Here is a 15,944-nt window from a genome sequence, read left to right as displayed (position 1 = left end):
ATACAGTTCATTAGATAAAAGTTATCAGGAGGGGAATGGATGAAACCGGTCAAAGTAGGATTGTTAGGTTTGGGGACGGTAGGAACGGGGGTCGTTCGAATCGTAGAAGGCAATCAGGAAGACTTGAGCAGACAAGTCGGTTCACCGATCATCATTGAAAAAATAGCTGTAAAAAACATAGAAAAATATCGTTCCATTGAAGTGGAGACGAGCAAACTTACTGAGGACCCATGGGAAGTTATTCGGGACCCTGAAATTGATGTAATTATCGAAGTCATGGGCGGCGTTGATCAGACGAAGGAGTACATTCTTGAAGCGCTGGAGCGGGGTAAACACATCGTAACGGCAAATAAGGACTTAATGGCTTTGCACGGTTCTGAAGTATTAGCAAAGGCGCAGGAAAAGCAGTGTGATATTTTTTATGAAGCGAGTGTAGCGGGTGGTATCCCGATCATTCGTACACTAATTGAAGGTTTCTCCTCCGACCGCATTACCCGCATTATGGGGATTGTGAACGGTACGACAAACTTTATTTTAACCAAAATGAGTCAGGAAGGGGCCTCGTACGAGGAAGTTCTCAAGGAAGCACAGGAGCTTGGGTATGCTGAATCCGATCCGACCTCAGATGTGGAAGGACTGGATGCAGCCCGTAAAATGGCAATTCTCGGCACGCTGGGTTTCCGCTCTAATGTAGAGCTCAAGGATGTAAGTGTCAGCGGCATTTCAAAGGTAACCAGTGAAGATATTGCTTTTGCTAAAAAACTAGGATATGAAATGAAATTGCTAGGCATTGCAGAGCGCCAGGGTGATGAATTTACGATTAACGTTCAGCCGACCATGGTACGCAAGCAACATCCATTGGCTTCGGTGAACGGGGTATTCAACGCGGTGTATGTGCATGGTGAAGCAGTGGGTGAAACCATGTTTTATGGTGCGGGTGCAGGTGAAATGCCGACGGCAACATCAGTTGTAGCCGATTTAGTTGCTGTAGTGAAAAATCTCAAACTTGGTGTCAATGGGCTTAAAGCCATCGTTCCTTACAACCCTAAAAAAATTAGTAACGACGAAGATGTGTATTTCAAAAACTTCGTGCTTCTGCATGTGGATGATAAAGCAGGGGTGTTGGCACGGATTACGCAAGTATTTGCTGAATTTGATGTCAGTCTGGCATCTGTTGTGCAGCAACCGAATGAGGTTAACCCCGATGCTGAAATTATTATCGTGACTCATTTAGCCAGTAAAGCAAGTATGAAAAAGGTTTTGGAGCATTTTGAAACTTTGGACGTCATCCGTCGCATCAAGAGCGTATATCGAGTAGAGGGATAGTCAATAAAAGCAGGAGGAATTGTCTGTATGACCGTTTTAAAAACAGCAAGAGTGCGTGTGCCCGCGAGTACGGCCAACTTGGGTCCGGGCTTTGATACATTGGGCATGGCGTTGTCCTTATATGCATGGATTGAAATGAAGGAGGCCGAACAGACGGCTTTTCATTTATACGGAGATGAAATGAATGGTGTTCCCCAAGATAAAACTAATCTGATTTTCAAGGTAGCACAAATGGTTTTTCGGGAAACGGGTGTATCAGTTCCTGAGCTCGATATTTCGATGTACTCAGATATTCCACTCACTCGTGGTTTGGGCAGCAGTGCTTCCGCCATTGTGGGCGCCTTGGTCGCTGCAAATACGTTGATTGGCTCGCCTCTGCCGGATTCCAAGTTGTTCGATATGGCAAGCGCCATTGAAAAACATCCGGATAATGTTGGAGCTTCTCTGTTTGGCGGTATTATTACAGCGATGTGGGACGGTGAGCGTGCTAGGCATTTACGACTTGAACCGGATACCAATCTGGAGGTTATGGTAGTTATTCCAGATTTTCAGCTGTCCACGTCGAAAGCCAGAGAGGTTCTACCCGCACAAGTATCATTGAAGGATGCTGTATATAATATAAGTCATGCTTCCATGCTGGTAGCAGCATTGGCATCAGGGCGAACCGACTTAATCGCTGAAGCGATGCGTGATCAGCTTCATCAGCCTTACCGCGCGGCACTTGTGCCAGGTATGGCAGAGATCTTGCAGGATGCGCACCATTATGGTGCTTTGGGTGTGGCTCTAAGTGGGGCTGGACCAACGTTGCTGGCATTGACAGATCGGCGGGAAAATCGGAAAGCAGAGCTGGAGCAGTATTTAACGGATACCATGAACAAAGAGGGGATCACTGCTTCTGTTTTAAAATTGCGCCCTGAGGATGAAGGAGTTAAAGTATATACAGAAGGGAATACTCTCCCTTTTATGGATATGATTAAAGGGGAACTTACGATATGAAACGAATTGCACTTCTTCCTGAGGGGACTGTTTCTCATGAAGCGATTAAGTATTTGTTAGGAGATACGTCCCATGAATTACTTTTTTACAAACATATCGCGGACGTATTTCAGGCAGTAGACAAGGGTCAGGCAGACTATAGTGTAATTCCCATTGAAAATACGATTGATGGCTCTGTAAGTTTGCATATGGATTGGCTTGTACATGAAGTAGACATTCAAATGCAGGCGGAATGGGTATATCCTTCAATTCAAAATCTTATTGGTCATCGCAGTGAATTTACGAAGGATTTGGACAAGCTAGATTTGAGCAAAGTGGTCAAAATTATGTCTCATCCTGTGGCGCTTCCCCAGTGTAAAGAATTCATACAGGCTTCCGCTCCTCAGGCCGAGTTGGAGAGTGCAGGAAGTACGGCGGAAGCTGTCGAAATTGTTAAACATAACCCCGGTAAAGGCTGGACCGCTCTCGGAACCAAGCTTGCGGCTGCCAAACACGGATTGGATATTTTGGCCAGCAAAGTGACGGATCACGATAACAACTTTACCCGCTTTGTCTTGATCGGTCATCAACCTATAAGTCTCCCGGGTACGCCTGAAGGTCAGCGAACCAGTATTTTGGTCACGCCGCCGCAGGATTTCCCGGGAGCGCTGCATCAGGTTTTATCCGCATTTGCATGGCGCAGGTTAAATCTGTCCCGTATTGAATCGCGTCCGACCAAAAAGCAATTGGGGAATTACTATTTTTACATTGAAGTTTTGGAATCTCTGCATTCCGTGCTACTTCCGGCAGCCTTTGCAGAGATCGAGGCTTTGGGGTGCCATGTACGTGTTCTTGGCTCTTATCCAAGCTACAAGTATGTTGAAGCAGCGATCGAACCTATTTTAAAGGAACATTAATCGGAGGTGTGGTTTTAATGGCAGAACAATGGATCTATCTGGATGGGCAGCATGTGACTAAGGAAAACGCAAAGGTTTCCGTATATGATCATGGATTCTTGTACGGAGACGGTATATTTGAGGGCATTCGTATCTATAACGGGAATATTTTTAAATGTAAGGAGCACTTGGAGCGTCTGTATGATTCTGCGAAATCCATTCAGTTAAACATTCCGTTGTCTCCTGATGAAATGTTGGAAGCAATGGCTGAAACGATTCGTCTTAACGAAATGCGTAACGGATATATCCGTCTGATTGTATCCCGAGGTGCAGGAAATCTAGGTTTAGATCCTCTTCGTTGTGCGAAGGCGAGTGTCATCATTATCGTGGAGCAGCTCGCCATTTACCCGGAAGAAGCTTACTTGACTGGCCTGAAGACAATTTCTGTCTCTCAGCGTCGCAACATCCCGGATGCTTTGAATCCGAAGATTAAATCATTGAACTATCTCAACAATATCCTCGTGAAGATCCAGTCTAACTATGCTGGTGTAGGTGAGGCTATTATGCTCAATTCCCAAGGGTATGTGACGGAGGGCTCTGCAGACAACATTTTCATTGTCAAAAACGGAGTGTTGTATACACCTCCTTGCTATTTGGGGGCGCTTGAAGGGATCACTCGTAATGCTATTATCGATTTGTGTGCTAAGCTTGGGTACTCCCTTAAGGAACAACCTTTTACACTGCATGATGTATATGTTGCGGACGAGGTGTTTTTTACAGGAACTGCGGCAGAAGTTATTGCAGCTTATGAAGTGGATGGTCGTACGATCGGCTCTGGCGTTGCTGGCCCAGTAACTTTGGAGCTCCTGGCTGAGTTCCGGAAGATCGTGGATCAGGATGGCTACAAAGTGTGGCAGGACTAAAATAAAACCGAATCCTTTTAATTGAATGCTCGCGAGAGTATTCAGTTAAAAGGATTTTTTTGTTTGTATGGGGTCATTCGCCCGGGAGGTGCATAGGATGTAATAACAGAAGCCGGGCGTTTATCCCGCCCGAACGAAAGTCTAGGAGGTTTGTGACCTGTGAAAATACACATCGTCAAAAAAGGTGACACTCTGTACTTGCTGGCACAGAAGTATAATGTGACGCTGGAGAAAGTTATTGCCGCCAATCCCCAATTGGCAGACCCTAATCAGTTGAGCATCGGAGAGAAAATTAAAATTCCGACAGAGCCTGTCACGATGGAAACACAGCCGTCAACGGTATATCAACACAAGGTTAAGCAAGGAGACTCATTGTGGAAGTTGTCTAAGGCGTGGAATGTACCGCTCAAGCTAATTATTGATGCCAATTCCCAGCTTAAAAACCCGAACGCACTACTGGTTGGAGAAACAGTTAATATTCCACACTACAAAGAAGAGAATTCTGATTTTACTGAGAATAAAAAAAATACCGCAGTCAAAGAAGAGATGACACAGCCTAAACCTGAATCCCCCACTAAGCAAGAACTTACCCAGCCCAAGGCAGAGATGACACAGCCTGAGCCGGAGAATATGCCTAGCCCTAAAGAGGAGATGACACAGCCGAAAGAAACAGTGAATCCTCCTAAGCTTCCTGAATTAAAACTGCCTGAAGTTCCTATGGCACCCGTAAATCCCGCTCCACCTCAAATGCAGCCCATAGTTACACCACCTGCTCCACCTCAAATGCAACCTATAGTTACCCAACCGATTGCATCTAAGCCACAGCTTCCTACAACTGTTGTGAAGCAACCTGTAGCTGAAAAGTTTTGCGGCTGCACAAAATCGGAGCCGATGGTAAATTCCGAGTGGTCGATACAACAGCCGACATCTGATTACAGCCCACAAATAAATGCAATGCCGAACTCGTGGTATCCGGGGATTGGGTCTCCTCAAGCGCCTATAAATACCTCCTTAGCAGAATATGCCTCTCCTACTGTAGTTTCTGATCAGGGCTATCATCATGACTGTGAGCATCCATGGTGCTGGGGGCCTGTGCAGACACCAATTATAAATGCCTATCCAACACCTTATCCTGCCTATTCAGATTGCTGCGCCCCCGGATATTATCCGAGCCATGAAGCGTCTGAAAATGCATCCTATCCTGTCTATCCTCCATTTATCCATCAAGGGCATCCGCCGCAGTATTCAGAGAGTACAGTCCAGAGCAGTCAATGGAGCCAGGCATGGGGAGGACCTCCATATGGTTTGCCTGCGGCTGGACACGTATCCGACTATAGCCAACTACAAGGGCAACAATCTGCGAATTCCCCTTATCATCCGTTTGCGCATGGGAATGCACCTATGTATCCATTAGAGGGATATACAACACCCTATATGTTTATGCCAGACTGTGGATGCCGGGAAGAGAACGTCCAGTCGGCACCAGCAATTCCAGGAACGCAGGAGGTAGGTAACAATCTGACTATAGCATCCCAAAATGAAATTGATTCTTCTTCTAAAACAAAGGATCGTAGCGTGAGTAAAGGTAAATCAAAAGACAGCTCTGGCAGCACATCCAAAGAAGAGACGTCCAAAGTCAAGGTTTCCAGTAAAAATGCTACTAATAAGAAGCAAAAATCCCGTAATTCAACTGGAGGAGAAACTCGTTCCTCATCCTTTAGTGCTCGTTCGCGTAAAAATCCATGGATTAGGGACTGACGTGGCTAAAAGTAAAAAGTAAAAGAAGAGAGACTCCTAGTAGTGCCCCGGCTTTATTAGTCATTAAGAGAAAGAAATGAATGTTAAAGAGACTGTTATTCTGCTTGAGGGAATAATGGTCTCTTTATTTAAATGCAGTGATTTTAAAGATGAGAAAATAATTTTTAAAAAAAGGTGTTGCTACTAAGCTTATATATGTGGTATATTCTTATAGCTGTCTTTTACAAGATAGTTAGCAATACGAAAACAAAGCAGAGTTGATTATAAAATTCTCTTAAAAAAAAGTGTTGCAAAGACGCGTAAAACATGATATATTATTTAAGTCGCCGCTGAGATGCGGTGGTGAAACAAAGTGAGATATGATGTAGGTTTGATCTTTGAAAACTGAACAACGAGTGAGTGCGGATTTTGCTTGCGAAATCCAACGCTGAGATTTTGGTACATGCCATCAGGCTGTATAAAATGGAAGCAAACAAGAGATATTTTTTATCTCGTCAGTTTCAAAATGAGCTTATCGCTCTTTCTATAAACCAGCTTCGGTTGGTCTTTAATGGAGAGTTTGATCCTGGCTCAGGACGAACGCTGGCGGCGTGCCTAATACATGCAAGTCGAGCGAGGTTAGTTAGAAGCTTGCTTCTAACTAACCTAGCGGCGGACGGGTGAGTAACACGTAGGCAACCTGCCCACAAGACAGGGATAACTACCGGAAACGGTAGCTAATACCCGATACATCCTTTTCCTGCATGGGCGAAGGAGGAAAGACGGAGCAATCTGTCACTTGTGGATGGGCCTGCGGCGCATTAGCTAGTTGGTGGGGTAAAGGCCTACCAAGGCGACGATGCGTAGCCGACCTGAGAGGGTGATCGGCCACACTGGGACTGAGACACGGCCCAGACTCCTACGGGAGGCAGCAGTAGGGAATCTTCCGCAATGGGCGAAAGCCTGACGGAGCAACGCCGCGTGAGTGATGAAGGTTTTCGGATCGTAAAGCTCTGTTGCCAGGGAAGAACGTCTTGTAGAGTAACTGCTACAAGAGTGACGGTACCTGAGAAGAAAGCCCCGGCTAACTACGTGCCAGCAGCCGCGGTAATACGTAGGGGGCAAGCGTTGTCCGGAATTATTGGGCGTAAAGCGCGCGCAGGCGGCTCTTTAAGTCTGGTGTTTAATCCCGAGGCTCAACTTCGGGTCGCACTGGAAACTGGGGAGCTTGAGTGCAGAAGAGGAGAGTGGAATTCCACGTGTAGCGGTGAAATGCGTAGAGATGTGGAGGAACACCAGTGGCGAAGGCGACTCTCTGGGCTGTAACTGACGCTGAGGCGCGAAAGCGTGGGGAGCAAACAGGATTAGATACCCTGGTAGTCCACGCCGTAAACGATGAATGCTAGGTGTTAGGGGTTTCGATACCCTTGGTGCCGAAGTTAACACATTAAGCATTCCGCCTGGGGAGTACGGTCGCAAGACTGAAACTCAAAGGAATTGACGGGGACCCGCACAAGCAGTGGAGTATGTGGTTTAATTCGAAGCAACGCGAAGAACCTTACCAGGTCTTGACATCCCTCTGACCGGTCTAGAGATAGACCTTTCCTTCGGGACAGAGGAGACAGGTGGTGCATGGTTGTCGTCAGCTCGTGTCGTGAGATGTTGGGTTAAGTCCCGCAACGAGCGCAACCCTTATGCTTAGTTGCCAGCAGGTCAAGCTGGGCACTCTAAGCAGACTGCCGGTGACAAACCGGAGGAAGGTGGGGATGACGTCAAATCATCATGCCCCTTATGACCTGGGCTACACACGTACTACAATGGCCGGTACAACGGGAAGCGAAGCCGCGAGGTGGAGCCAATCCTAGAAAAGCCGGTCTCAGTTCGGATTGTAGGCTGCAACTCGCCTACATGAAGTCGGAATTGCTAGTAATCGCGGATCAGCATGCCGCGGTGAATACGTTCCCGGGTCTTGTACACACCGCCCGTCACACCACGAGAGTTTACAACACCCGAAGTCGGTGGGGTAACCCGCAAGGGAGCCAGCCGCCGAAGGTGGGGTAGATGATTGGGGTGAAGTCGTAACAAGGTAGCCGTATCGGAAGGTGCGGCTGGATCACCTCCTTTCTATGGAGAATCGTTTCCTGCGATGGAAACATTCAAATTAGCAGGTATAACGTACCTGCGACCGGATATTCAATTCGGTTCATCACATTCGTGTGAATGAAATGAATATCCTGAACTTACTCACTCGTTGCTCAGTTTTGAGAGTTCAAACTCTCAAGCTTCGACGAATACTTCATTCACACATCCGTGTGGAACCGAAATATTCATCGGGTTTCGCTTCGATGAAGCGAATTGCACCTTGAAAACTGGATACCGAAACGAAATTGCGTTTTAGAATATTCCTTTAAGCTGATCTTGTGTAAACAAGTGAAATAAAGGTAGCAGGTAAGGAAAGATCTTTTGCCTTTGGCAAAAATCATTCTTTATCGAACATCGACATTTTCTTTTATCAAAGAAAAGTCAAGGTTAAGCTACAAAGAGCACACGGAGGATGCCTAGGCGCCAGGAGCCGACGAAGGACGTGGCGAACAACGATAAGGCCTCGGGGAGCTGTAAGCAAGCTTTGATCCGGGGATGTCCGAATGGGGAAACCCGGCTGTCTTCATCGACAGTCACTTTCTGCTGAATACATAGGCAGAATAGAGGCAGACCAGGGGAACTGAAACATCTAAGTACCCTGAGGAAGAGAAAACAATAGTGATTCCGTCAGTAGCGGCGAGCGAACGCGGATTAGCCCAAACCAAGGAGCTTGCTCCTTGGGGTTGTGGGACGTCTCACATGGAGTTACAAAGGAACCGGTTAGATGAAGAGGTCTGGAAAGGCCCGCCAGAGAAGGTAAAAGCCCTGTAATTCAAAACTTGTTCTCTCCGAGACGGATCCCGAGTAGTGCGGGGCACGTGAAACCCCGTATGAATCCGGCAGGACCATCTGCCAAGGCTAAATACTCCCTGGCGACCGATAGTGAAGCAGTACCGTGAGGGAAAGGTGAAAAGCACCCCGGAAGGGGAGTGAAATAGATCCTGAAACCGTGTGCTTACAAGAAGTCAGAGCCCTATTTATGGGTGATGGCGTGCCTTTTGTAGAATGAACCGGCGAGTTACGTTCACGTGCAAGGTTAAGGTGAAGAGCTGAAGCCGCAGCGAAAGCGAGTCTGAATAGGGCGAATGAGTACGTGGACGTAGACCCGAAACCGGGTGATCTACCCCTGTCCAGGGTGAAGGTGCGGTAACACGCACTGGAGGCCCGAACCCACGCATGTTGAAAAATGCGGGGATGAGGTGGGGGTAGCGGAGAAATTCCAATCGAACCCGGAGATAGCTGGTTCTCCCCGAAATAGCTTTAGGGCTAGCCTCGGAAAAAAGAATCGTGGAGGTAGAGCACTGATTGGGTGCGGGGCCCGCAAGGGTTACCAAGCTCAGTCAAACTCCGAATGCCATAGATTTAGTTCCGGGAGTCAGACAGTGAGTGCTAAGATCCATTGTCGAAAGGGAAACAGCCCAGATCATCAGCTAAGGTCCCCAAGTGTGTGTTAAGTGGGAAAGGATGTGGAGTTGCACAGACAACCAGGATGTTGGCTTAGAAGCAGCCACCATTGAAAGAGTGCGTAATAGCTCACTGGTCGAGTGACTCTGCGCCGAAAATGTAACGGGGCTAAACACACCACCGAAGCTATGGCTTGATGCTTTGCATCAGGGGTAGGGGAGCGTTGAATGCGGGTTGAAGGTGTACCGTAAGGAGCGCTGGACTGCATTCAAGTGAGAATGCCGGTATGAGTAACGAAAAGATCTGTGAGAATCAGATCCGCCGAAAGCCTAAGGGTTCCTGAGGAAGGTTCGTCCGCTCAGGGTAAGTCGGGACCTAAGGCGAGGCCGATAGGCGTAGTCGAAGGACAACAGGTCGAAATTCCTGTACCACCGTAATCCGCTATGAGCGATGGGGTGACGCAGTAGGGTAGTGACGCGGACTGATGGATGTCCGTCTAAGCAGTGAGGCTGGTGTGTAGGCAAATCCGCACATCGTTAAGGCTGGGCTGTGATGGGGAGCGAAAATTATAGTAGCGAAGGTCATGATCTCAGACTGCCAAGAAAAGCCTCTAGCCAGGAGAAGGTGCCCGTACCGCAAACCGACACAGGTAGGCGAGAAGAGAATTCTAAGGCGCGCGGAAGAACTCTCGTTAAGGAACTCGGCAAAATGACCCCGTAACTTCGGGAGAAGGGGTGCCTCGGTAGGGTGAATAGCCCGAGGGGGCCGCAGTGAAAAGGCCCAAGCGACTGTTTAGCAAAAACACAGGTCTGTGCGAAGCCGCAAGGCGAAGTATACGGGCTGACGCCTGCCCGGTGCTGGAAGGTTAAGGGGAGTGGTAAGCCCTTCGGGGCGAAGCTATGAACCGAAGCCCCAGTAAACGGCGGCCGTAACTATAACGGTCCTAAGGTAGCGAAATTCCTTGTCAGGTAAATTCTGACCCGCACGAATGGCGTAACGACTTGGGCGCTGTCTCAACGAGAGATCCGGTGAAATTTTAATACCTGTGAAGATGCAGGTTACCCGCGACAAGACGGAAAGACCCCATGGAGCTTTACTGCAGCTTGATATTGAATTTGGGTACGATCTGTACAGGATAGGTGGGAGCCGTTGAGCCTTGAGCGCCAGCTTGAGGGGAGGCATCCTTGGGATACCACCCTGATCGTATCTAGGTTCTAACTTGGTACCGTAATCCGGTGCGAGGACAGTGTCAGGTGGGCAGTTTGACTGGGGCGGTCGCCTCCTAAAGAGTAACGGAGGCGCCCCAAGGTTCCCTCAGAATGGTTGGAAATCATTCGAAGAGTGCAAAGGCAGAAGGGAGCTTGACTGCGAGACCTACAAGTCGAGCAGGGACGAAAGTCGGGCTTAGTGATCCGGTGGTACCGCATGGAAGGGCCATCGCTCAACGGATAAAAGCTACCCTGGGGATAACAGGCTTATCTCCCCCAAGAGTCCACATCGACGGGGAGGTTTGGCACCTCGATGTCGGCTCATCGCATCCTGGGGCTGAAGTAGGTCCCAAGGGTTGGGCTGTTCGCCCATTAAAGCGGTACGCGAGCTGGGTTCAGAACGTCGTGAGACAGTTCGGTCCCTATCTGTCGTGGGCGTAGGAAATTTGAGAGGAGCTGTCCTTAGTACGAGAGGACCGGGATGGACGTACCGCTGGTGTACCAGTTGTTCCGCCAGGAGCACCGCTGGGTAGCTATGTACGGAAGGGATAAGCGCTGAAAGCATCTAAGCGTGAAGCCCCCCTCAAGATGAGATTTCCCAGTATGTAAGACCCCTTGAAGACGACGAGGTAGATAGGTTGGGGGTGGAAGTGCAGTAATGCATGGAGCTGACCAATACTAATCGGTCGAGGGCTTATCCTAAGATAAAACGCAATAAGTTTCGGATCCAGTTTTCAGGGTGTAACCTTGAAGGTATGTACAAGTGACATACAACAAGCGCATGGCTATTCATTCACACGATAAGTGATGAACTGAATAGCCGTACGGAAGAATTTGCGTAGCAAATTCATGTTTGGTGGCGATAGCGGAGGGGTTCCACACGTACCCATCCCGAACACGACCGTTAAGCCCTCCAGCGCCGATGGTACTTGGACCGCAGGGTCCTGGGAGAGTAGGACGTCGCCAAGCAGAGCTTTATGATTATTATTCCCTGATAGCTCAGTTGGTAGAGCACTCGACTGTTAATCGAGTTGTCACAGGTTCGAGTCCTGTTCGGGGAGCCATATGGAGAGGTGTCCGAGTTGGCCGAAGGAGCACGATTGGAAATCGTGTAGGCGCCAAAAGCGTCTCGAGGGTTCGAATCCCTCTCTCTCCGCCATAATTATTTTATTGTATGGCCCGTTGGTCAAGGGGTTAAGACACCTCCCTTTCACGGAGGTAACAGGGGTTCGAATCCCCTACGGGTCATAAGTAGTATGGAGGCTTAGCTCAGCTGGGAGAGCATCTGCCTTACAAGCAGAGGGTCGGGGGTTCGAGCCCCTCAGCCTCCACCATTTATTTAAATAGCAGTCCCTAATATTATCGCGGGGTGGAGCAGTTCGGTAGCTCGTCGGGCTCATAACCCGAAGGTCGCAGGTTCAAATCCTGCCCCCGCAACCAATTAACTTTTGAATGTAAACTGCTATGGAACTGTGGTGTAGAGGCCTAACATGCCTGCCTGTCACGCAGGAGATCGCGGGTTCGAATCCCGTCAGTTCCGCCATTTTCACAAAGTTATGTTACCCTGTTGGGAGCCATTAGCTCAGTTGGTAGAGCACCTGACTTTTAATCAGGGTGTCGAAGGTTCGAGTCCTTCATGGCTCACCATTCATGCACTTATATGTCATGGATATAATGATATTGCGGACGTGGCTCAGCGGTAGAGCATCGCCTTGCCAAGGCGAGGGTCGCGGGTTCGATTCCCGTCGTCCGCTCCATATTTGCGCCCTTAGCTCAGCTGGATAGAGCGTTTGACTACGAATCAAAAGGCCGGGAGTTCGAATCTCTCAGGGCGCGCCATTAACTTCATAAGCCGGTGTGGCGGAATTGGCAGACGCGCGCGACTCAAAATCGTGAGGGAAACCGTGGAGGTTCGAGTCCTCTCACCGGCATGTATTTCGGGATGTAGCTCAGCTTGGTAGAGCACCTGGTTTGGGACCAGGGGGTCGCATGTTCAAATCGTGTCATCCCGATTCAAAAGGAAAGTCGCTGGAAGCAGCGGCTTTTTTGTTATATTAATTATCTTTTTGTATAAATCAGTAATCGCCAGGTCACACTAACACAAAAAGTGGGACGGAAGGGATTACTGTGAAGCGATTAAGTTGGAAAAAACAGATGAAACGGCGCTGGAAACAGTGGAGAAGAACAGTGTGGGCCTGTAGCATTTTGGGCGCGGCTTGTTTGCTGGCAGGGTTGGGTATTCTGTTATCGAATTATATGCAGGCTATGTTGTCACAGCCACTCGCTACTACCGTCATGGCAGAGGAGGGCATGGAGGAGGCTTCACATCTGGGTCCAACTGAAGATCACTCCTCACATATGCAACTATTACAAAGTATTCGTGCTTCCGGTATAAGCAGGAAGACCCGTCTGTTAACCACCTACGTATGTGGTACGGAAACACTTTCCTTGGGAACGCTAAGTTCACAGCAGCTAGAGACCTTACTGAAGCAACATCCCGATTGGAAGGGACGACTTAATACCAAAGGAGAGGTGTGGCTGGAACGCAGGGTGGAAGACTTGTCAGAGTCATGCAAAGAGCGTGGATACATGGGTTTGAGCACTGACGGCCAGCTTACATTGTATGAAGGGCTGCCTAAAAGAGAAAAAGTAATTCGCACTTTTTTTCAATTGGATGTGGGTTCCATGGAGACGGCCTTGCCAGAAGGGGTGTATAAACAACTTCAGCAGGGAATCCGTGTACAGGATATAAATGAGTATAACAGTGTAATTTCCACTTTTAGTGACTTTGCCGTGGAGCGAACACAGAGGGTATTAAAACAGCACTATTGATTACAACTGCGAGACGTTAGGCTTTGCCCATGAGGTAAGGCTTGAAGCGTCTCTTTTTATGTTTTTACTCATGTTTAAATTTTTTCCTCTATTAGATACAAAGTTTTGTTATAATGAAAAGAACGACACATATGTTCGCTTTATATGGTATTTGACCGTGAGTATATTCAGGATAACGCTGGCTATTGATTAGTTACGCCATGATTGAGCGATAGGGGAGAGATTTTTTTGCGTTTTCTAGGAATTGATCCGGGTATTGCTATTGTGGGCTTCGGGTTTGTAGACAAGATTGGCAGTAAAGTGGTGCCTGTGCAGTATGGCTGCATCCAGACGGAGGCTCATACACCGGAAGAAGAAAGGCTGCTTCATGTGTATGAAGGCATGTTGCAATTAATAGATAAATATAAGCCTGATGCGGTAGCACTGGAAAAGCTCTTTTTTAATCGCAACGTTACAACCGCTATGTCTGTAAGTCAGGCACGTGGGGTGCTGGTGCTGGCTGCAAAACAACGTAATTTGCCTATAGGTGAATACACGCCGATGCAGGTAAAGCAGGCTATTGTAGGGTATGGTAAGGCTGAGAAGAAACAGGTACAAGAAATGGTTAGAATGTTTCTAAAGCTTCAAACTGTGCCGAAACCGGACGATGTAGCGGATGCTTTGGCGGTGGCTATTTGTCATGCGCACTCCTATGGACTAAATTCAAAATTAAATGAGGTATTGCGAAAATGATAGATTTCTTGCGTGGTTCTGTGGCCCATTTGGAAAATGAATATGTCGTTTTAGATGTACAGGGTGTAGGGTACCGGGTATTTTGTCCGAATCCTTACGCGTTCGCCAAAACTGAAGGTTCAGTGGTTATTTATATTCACCATCATGTAAGGGAAGATGCTATTTTACTGTTCGGTTTTGCGACCCGTGAGGAGCAGCAGCTATTCCGTAAACTGATTGATGTATCTGGTATTGGACCGCGTGTTGCGCTTGGTATTTTAGGAGGCGGTACGCCTGCTCATGTGGTAACGGCGATTTATCAGGAGAATATCACATTTCTCACCAAGTTACCGGGGATCGGTAAAAAGACGGCACAACGTATGATTCTGGATTTGAAAGACAAGCTGGACGGTATTGGCTCGTTAGGGATGGCAACCGGATTGTTTGCTGAGCCTGTCGTAGAAGAAGGCGAAGGTTCATATTGGGGCGAGGCCCGTGAGGCGCTCAAGGCCCTCGGTTATACTGATACTGAGTTGGATAAGGTATGGAGCAGAATGAAGAAAGATGCAAAACCTGATGAATCTGCCGATATTTTGATGAAGCGGGCTTTGCAACTGTTGTTTGCCGGATAGGACGCGGATGTCCGTTAACAAGTGTCTGGTGAAAAGAGGAGCGATGGAATATGGATGACCGGATTATTTCCGCCAATTTGATGATGGAAGACCAGACGGCGGAGCTAAGCCTTCGCCCCCGTTATCTAAATGAATATATCGGGCAAAATCAGGTTAAGGAAAATCTGAAAGTATATATTGAAGCGGCCAAAATGCGTAAAGAAGCGTTGGATCATGTACTGTTGTACGGACCGCCTGGGTTGGGTAAAACTACTCTTGCTAACATTATCGCCAATGAGTTGGGGGTTAATCTTCGTACGACTTCAGGTCCTGCAATTGAAAGACCGGGAGATTTGGCAGCATTGCTGACCAATCTTCAAGAGGGTGATGTTTTGTTCATTGATGAGATTCATCGCCTTCATCGTACGGTGGAAGAAGTCATGTATCCGGCGATGGAGGATTTTGCGCTGGACATTATGATTGGTAAAGGCCCGAGTGCGCGTTCGGTCCGCCTGGATTTGCCACCCTTTACCCTTATAGGGGCCACTACGCGTGCTGGACTGCTCTCTGCGCCATTGCGTGACCGGTTTGGTGTTATTAGTCGATTAGAGTTTTATACGACAGACGAGCTGGCTTACATCGTGTCCAGAAATGCGGATATTATGGAGATTGAGATTGTTGGGGATGCGGCGGAGGAAATCGCATTGCGTTCACGGGGGACCCCGCGTATTGCTAACCGGCTGTTAAAAAGGGTGCGTGATTTTGCCCAGGTTGCCGGAGACGGTATTATTCATTCTGAGTTAGCTGCAGAGGCGCTAAAGAGACTTCAAATAGATCCACTCGGGCTGGATGAAATTGATCATAAAATGCTTAAGGCCATGATTCATTCTTTCCGGGGTGGGCCTGTAGGATTGGACACAATTGCTGCAACCATTGGTGAAGAGAGTCAGACTATTGAGGACGTGTATGAACCCTATTTGTTACAAATTGGTCTTTTACAAAGAACACCTCGGGGACGAACAGTGACTCCGGCGGCATATGCCCACCTTGGAATCCCCATGCCAACGGATCCACGGTGATTAGGAAACATGATGCACTTTTTTTAAAAAATTATTGCATGGTTACATGCAGTATGGTGAATACGATATCGGCTGACGGATGACTGAGGGAATGAGAGTA

At 48.0% G+C, this 15,944-nt stretch carries 9 protein-coding genes, 11 tRNA genes and 3 rRNA genes; all 23 read left to right on the top strand.

Annotation, left to right across the window (positions count from 1 at the left end; genetic code table 11):
- The first annotated feature begins 39 nt into the window (after positions 1-39).
- The 23 genes from MLD56_RS19480 to ruvB all read left to right on the top strand — a co-directional run bounded on the left by MLD56_RS19480 (position 40) and on the right by ruvB (position 15,844).
- The gene (locus MLD56_RS19480; protein ID WP_029518429.1) at positions 40-1,326 is read left to right on the top strand and encodes a homoserine dehydrogenase; all 1,287 of its coding nucleotides are present in this window, start codon (positions 40-42) and stop codon (positions 1,324-1,326) included.
- 27 nt (positions 1,327-1,353) lie between these two features.
- A complete protein-coding gene (gene thrB / locus MLD56_RS19475) occupies positions 1,354-2,322 on the top strand; it encodes a homoserine kinase (protein ID WP_029518430.1) in 969 nt (322 codons plus the stop codon).
- The gene (gene pheA, locus MLD56_RS19470) at positions 2,319-3,218 is read left to right on the top strand and encodes a prephenate dehydratase (RefSeq protein ID WP_029518431.1); all 900 of its coding nucleotides are present in this window, start codon (positions 2,319-2,321) and stop codon (positions 3,216-3,218) included. The genes thrB and pheA overlap by 4 nt, the downstream gene beginning before the upstream one ends.
- 17 nt (positions 3,219-3,235) lie before the next feature.
- Entirely contained in the window at positions 3,236-4,120 is an 885-nt protein-coding gene (gene ilvE, locus MLD56_RS19465; RefSeq protein ID WP_029518432.1) for a branched-chain-amino-acid transaminase, read from the top strand.
- 159 nt (positions 4,121-4,279) lie between these two features.
- On the top strand, positions 4,280-5,878 hold the full coding sequence (locus MLD56_RS19460; protein ID WP_029518433.1) for a LysM peptidoglycan-binding domain-containing protein: 1,599 nt from the start codon (positions 4,280-4,282) through the stop codon (positions 5,876-5,878).
- A 547-nt stretch (positions 5,879-6,425) separates the two neighbouring features.
- Positions 6,426-7,981 (top strand): 16S ribosomal RNA (locus MLD56_RS19455).
- 403 nt (positions 7,982-8,384) lie between these two features.
- Positions 8,385-11,313: ribosomal RNA gene (locus MLD56_RS19450) — 23S ribosomal RNA — on the top strand.
- A 150-nt stretch (positions 11,314-11,463) separates the two neighbouring features.
- Positions 11,464-11,580 (top strand): 5S ribosomal RNA (rrf, locus tag MLD56_RS19445).
- The 16S, 23S and 5S rRNA genes sit together here with 11 tRNA genes alongside, the layout of an rRNA operon.
- Positions 11,581-11,599: 19 nt before the next feature.
- Positions 11,600-11,675, top strand: a tRNA-Asn gene (locus MLD56_RS19440).
- Between the two features lie 3 nt (positions 11,676-11,678).
- Positions 11,679-11,770 (top strand) — tRNA-Ser (locus tag MLD56_RS19435).
- A gap of 17 nt (positions 11,771-11,787) precedes the next feature.
- Positions 11,788-11,859 (top strand) — tRNA-Glu (locus tag MLD56_RS19430).
- A 10-nt stretch (positions 11,860-11,869) separates the two neighbouring features.
- Positions 11,870-11,945 (top strand) — tRNA-Val (locus MLD56_RS19425).
- A gap of 29 nt (positions 11,946-11,974) precedes the next feature.
- Positions 11,975-12,051: transfer RNA gene (locus tag MLD56_RS19420), tRNA-Met, on the top strand.
- Positions 12,052-12,077: 26 nt separating this feature from the next.
- Positions 12,078-12,154, top strand: a tRNA-Asp gene (locus MLD56_RS19415).
- A gap of 28 nt (positions 12,155-12,182) precedes the next feature.
- Positions 12,183-12,258, top strand: a tRNA-Lys gene (locus MLD56_RS19410).
- A gap of 35 nt (positions 12,259-12,293) precedes the next feature.
- A tRNA-Gly gene (locus MLD56_RS19405) sits at positions 12,294-12,368 on the top strand.
- A 5-nt stretch (positions 12,369-12,373) separates the two neighbouring features.
- Positions 12,374-12,450: transfer RNA gene (locus tag MLD56_RS19400), tRNA-Arg, on the top strand.
- Positions 12,451-12,462: 12 nt separating this feature from the next.
- Positions 12,463-12,542, top strand: a tRNA-Leu gene (locus tag MLD56_RS19395).
- Between the two features lie 7 nt (positions 12,543-12,549).
- Positions 12,550-12,623: transfer RNA gene (locus MLD56_RS19390), tRNA-Pro, on the top strand.
- A 115-nt stretch (positions 12,624-12,738) separates the two neighbouring features.
- On the top strand, positions 12,739-13,443 hold the full coding sequence (locus MLD56_RS19385) for a BofC C-terminal domain-containing protein (protein WP_029514796.1): 705 nt from the start codon (positions 12,739-12,741) through the stop codon (positions 13,441-13,443).
- 228 nt (positions 13,444-13,671) lie between these two features.
- Positions 13,672-14,175, top strand: a complete 504-nt coding sequence (gene ruvC, locus MLD56_RS19380; protein WP_029514797.1) for a crossover junction endodeoxyribonuclease RuvC — start codon at positions 13,672-13,674, stop codon at positions 14,173-14,175.
- Complete coding sequence (gene ruvA / locus MLD56_RS19375) at positions 14,172-14,786, top strand: Holliday junction branch migration protein RuvA (protein ID WP_029514798.1); 615 nt, start codon at positions 14,172-14,174, stop codon at positions 14,784-14,786. The genes ruvC and ruvA overlap by 4 nt, the downstream gene beginning before the upstream one ends.
- A 50-nt stretch (positions 14,787-14,836) precedes the next feature.
- Complete coding sequence (ruvB, locus tag MLD56_RS19370; protein ID WP_013372650.1) at positions 14,837-15,844, top strand: Holliday junction branch migration DNA helicase RuvB; 1,008 nt, start codon at positions 14,837-14,839, stop codon at positions 15,842-15,844.
- The last annotated feature ends 100 nt before the right edge of the window (positions 15,845-15,944 follow it).

It is taken from the genome of Paenibacillus peoriae, from assembly GCF_022531965.1.
Classification (GTDB): Bacteria; Bacillota; Bacilli; order Paenibacillales; family Paenibacillaceae; genus Paenibacillus; species Paenibacillus polymyxa_D.
This window is presented reverse-complemented; position numbering and strand designations above follow the sequence as displayed.

Coding starts and splice junctions, on each gene's coding strand:
- pheA (WP_029518431.1), top strand. CDS start 2,319: ATGAAACGAATTGCACTTCTTCCTGAGGGGACTGTTTCTCATGAAGCG.
- ilvE (WP_029518432.1), top strand. CDS start 3,236: ATGGCAGAACAATGGATCTATCTGGATGGGCAGCATGTGACTAAGGAA.
- ruvA (WP_029514798.1), top strand. CDS start 14,172: ATGATAGATTTCTTGCGTGGTTCTGTGGCCCATTTGGAAAATGAATAT.
- ruvB (WP_013372650.1), top strand. CDS start 14,837: ATGGATGACCGGATTATTTCCGCCAATTTGATGATGGAAGACCAGACG.
- MLD56_RS19480 (WP_029518429.1), top strand. CDS start 40: ATGAAACCGGTCAAAGTAGGATTGTTAGGTTTGGGGACGGTAGGAACG.
- thrB (WP_029518430.1), top strand. CDS start 1,354: ATGACCGTTTTAAAAACAGCAAGAGTGCGTGTGCCCGCGAGTACGGCC.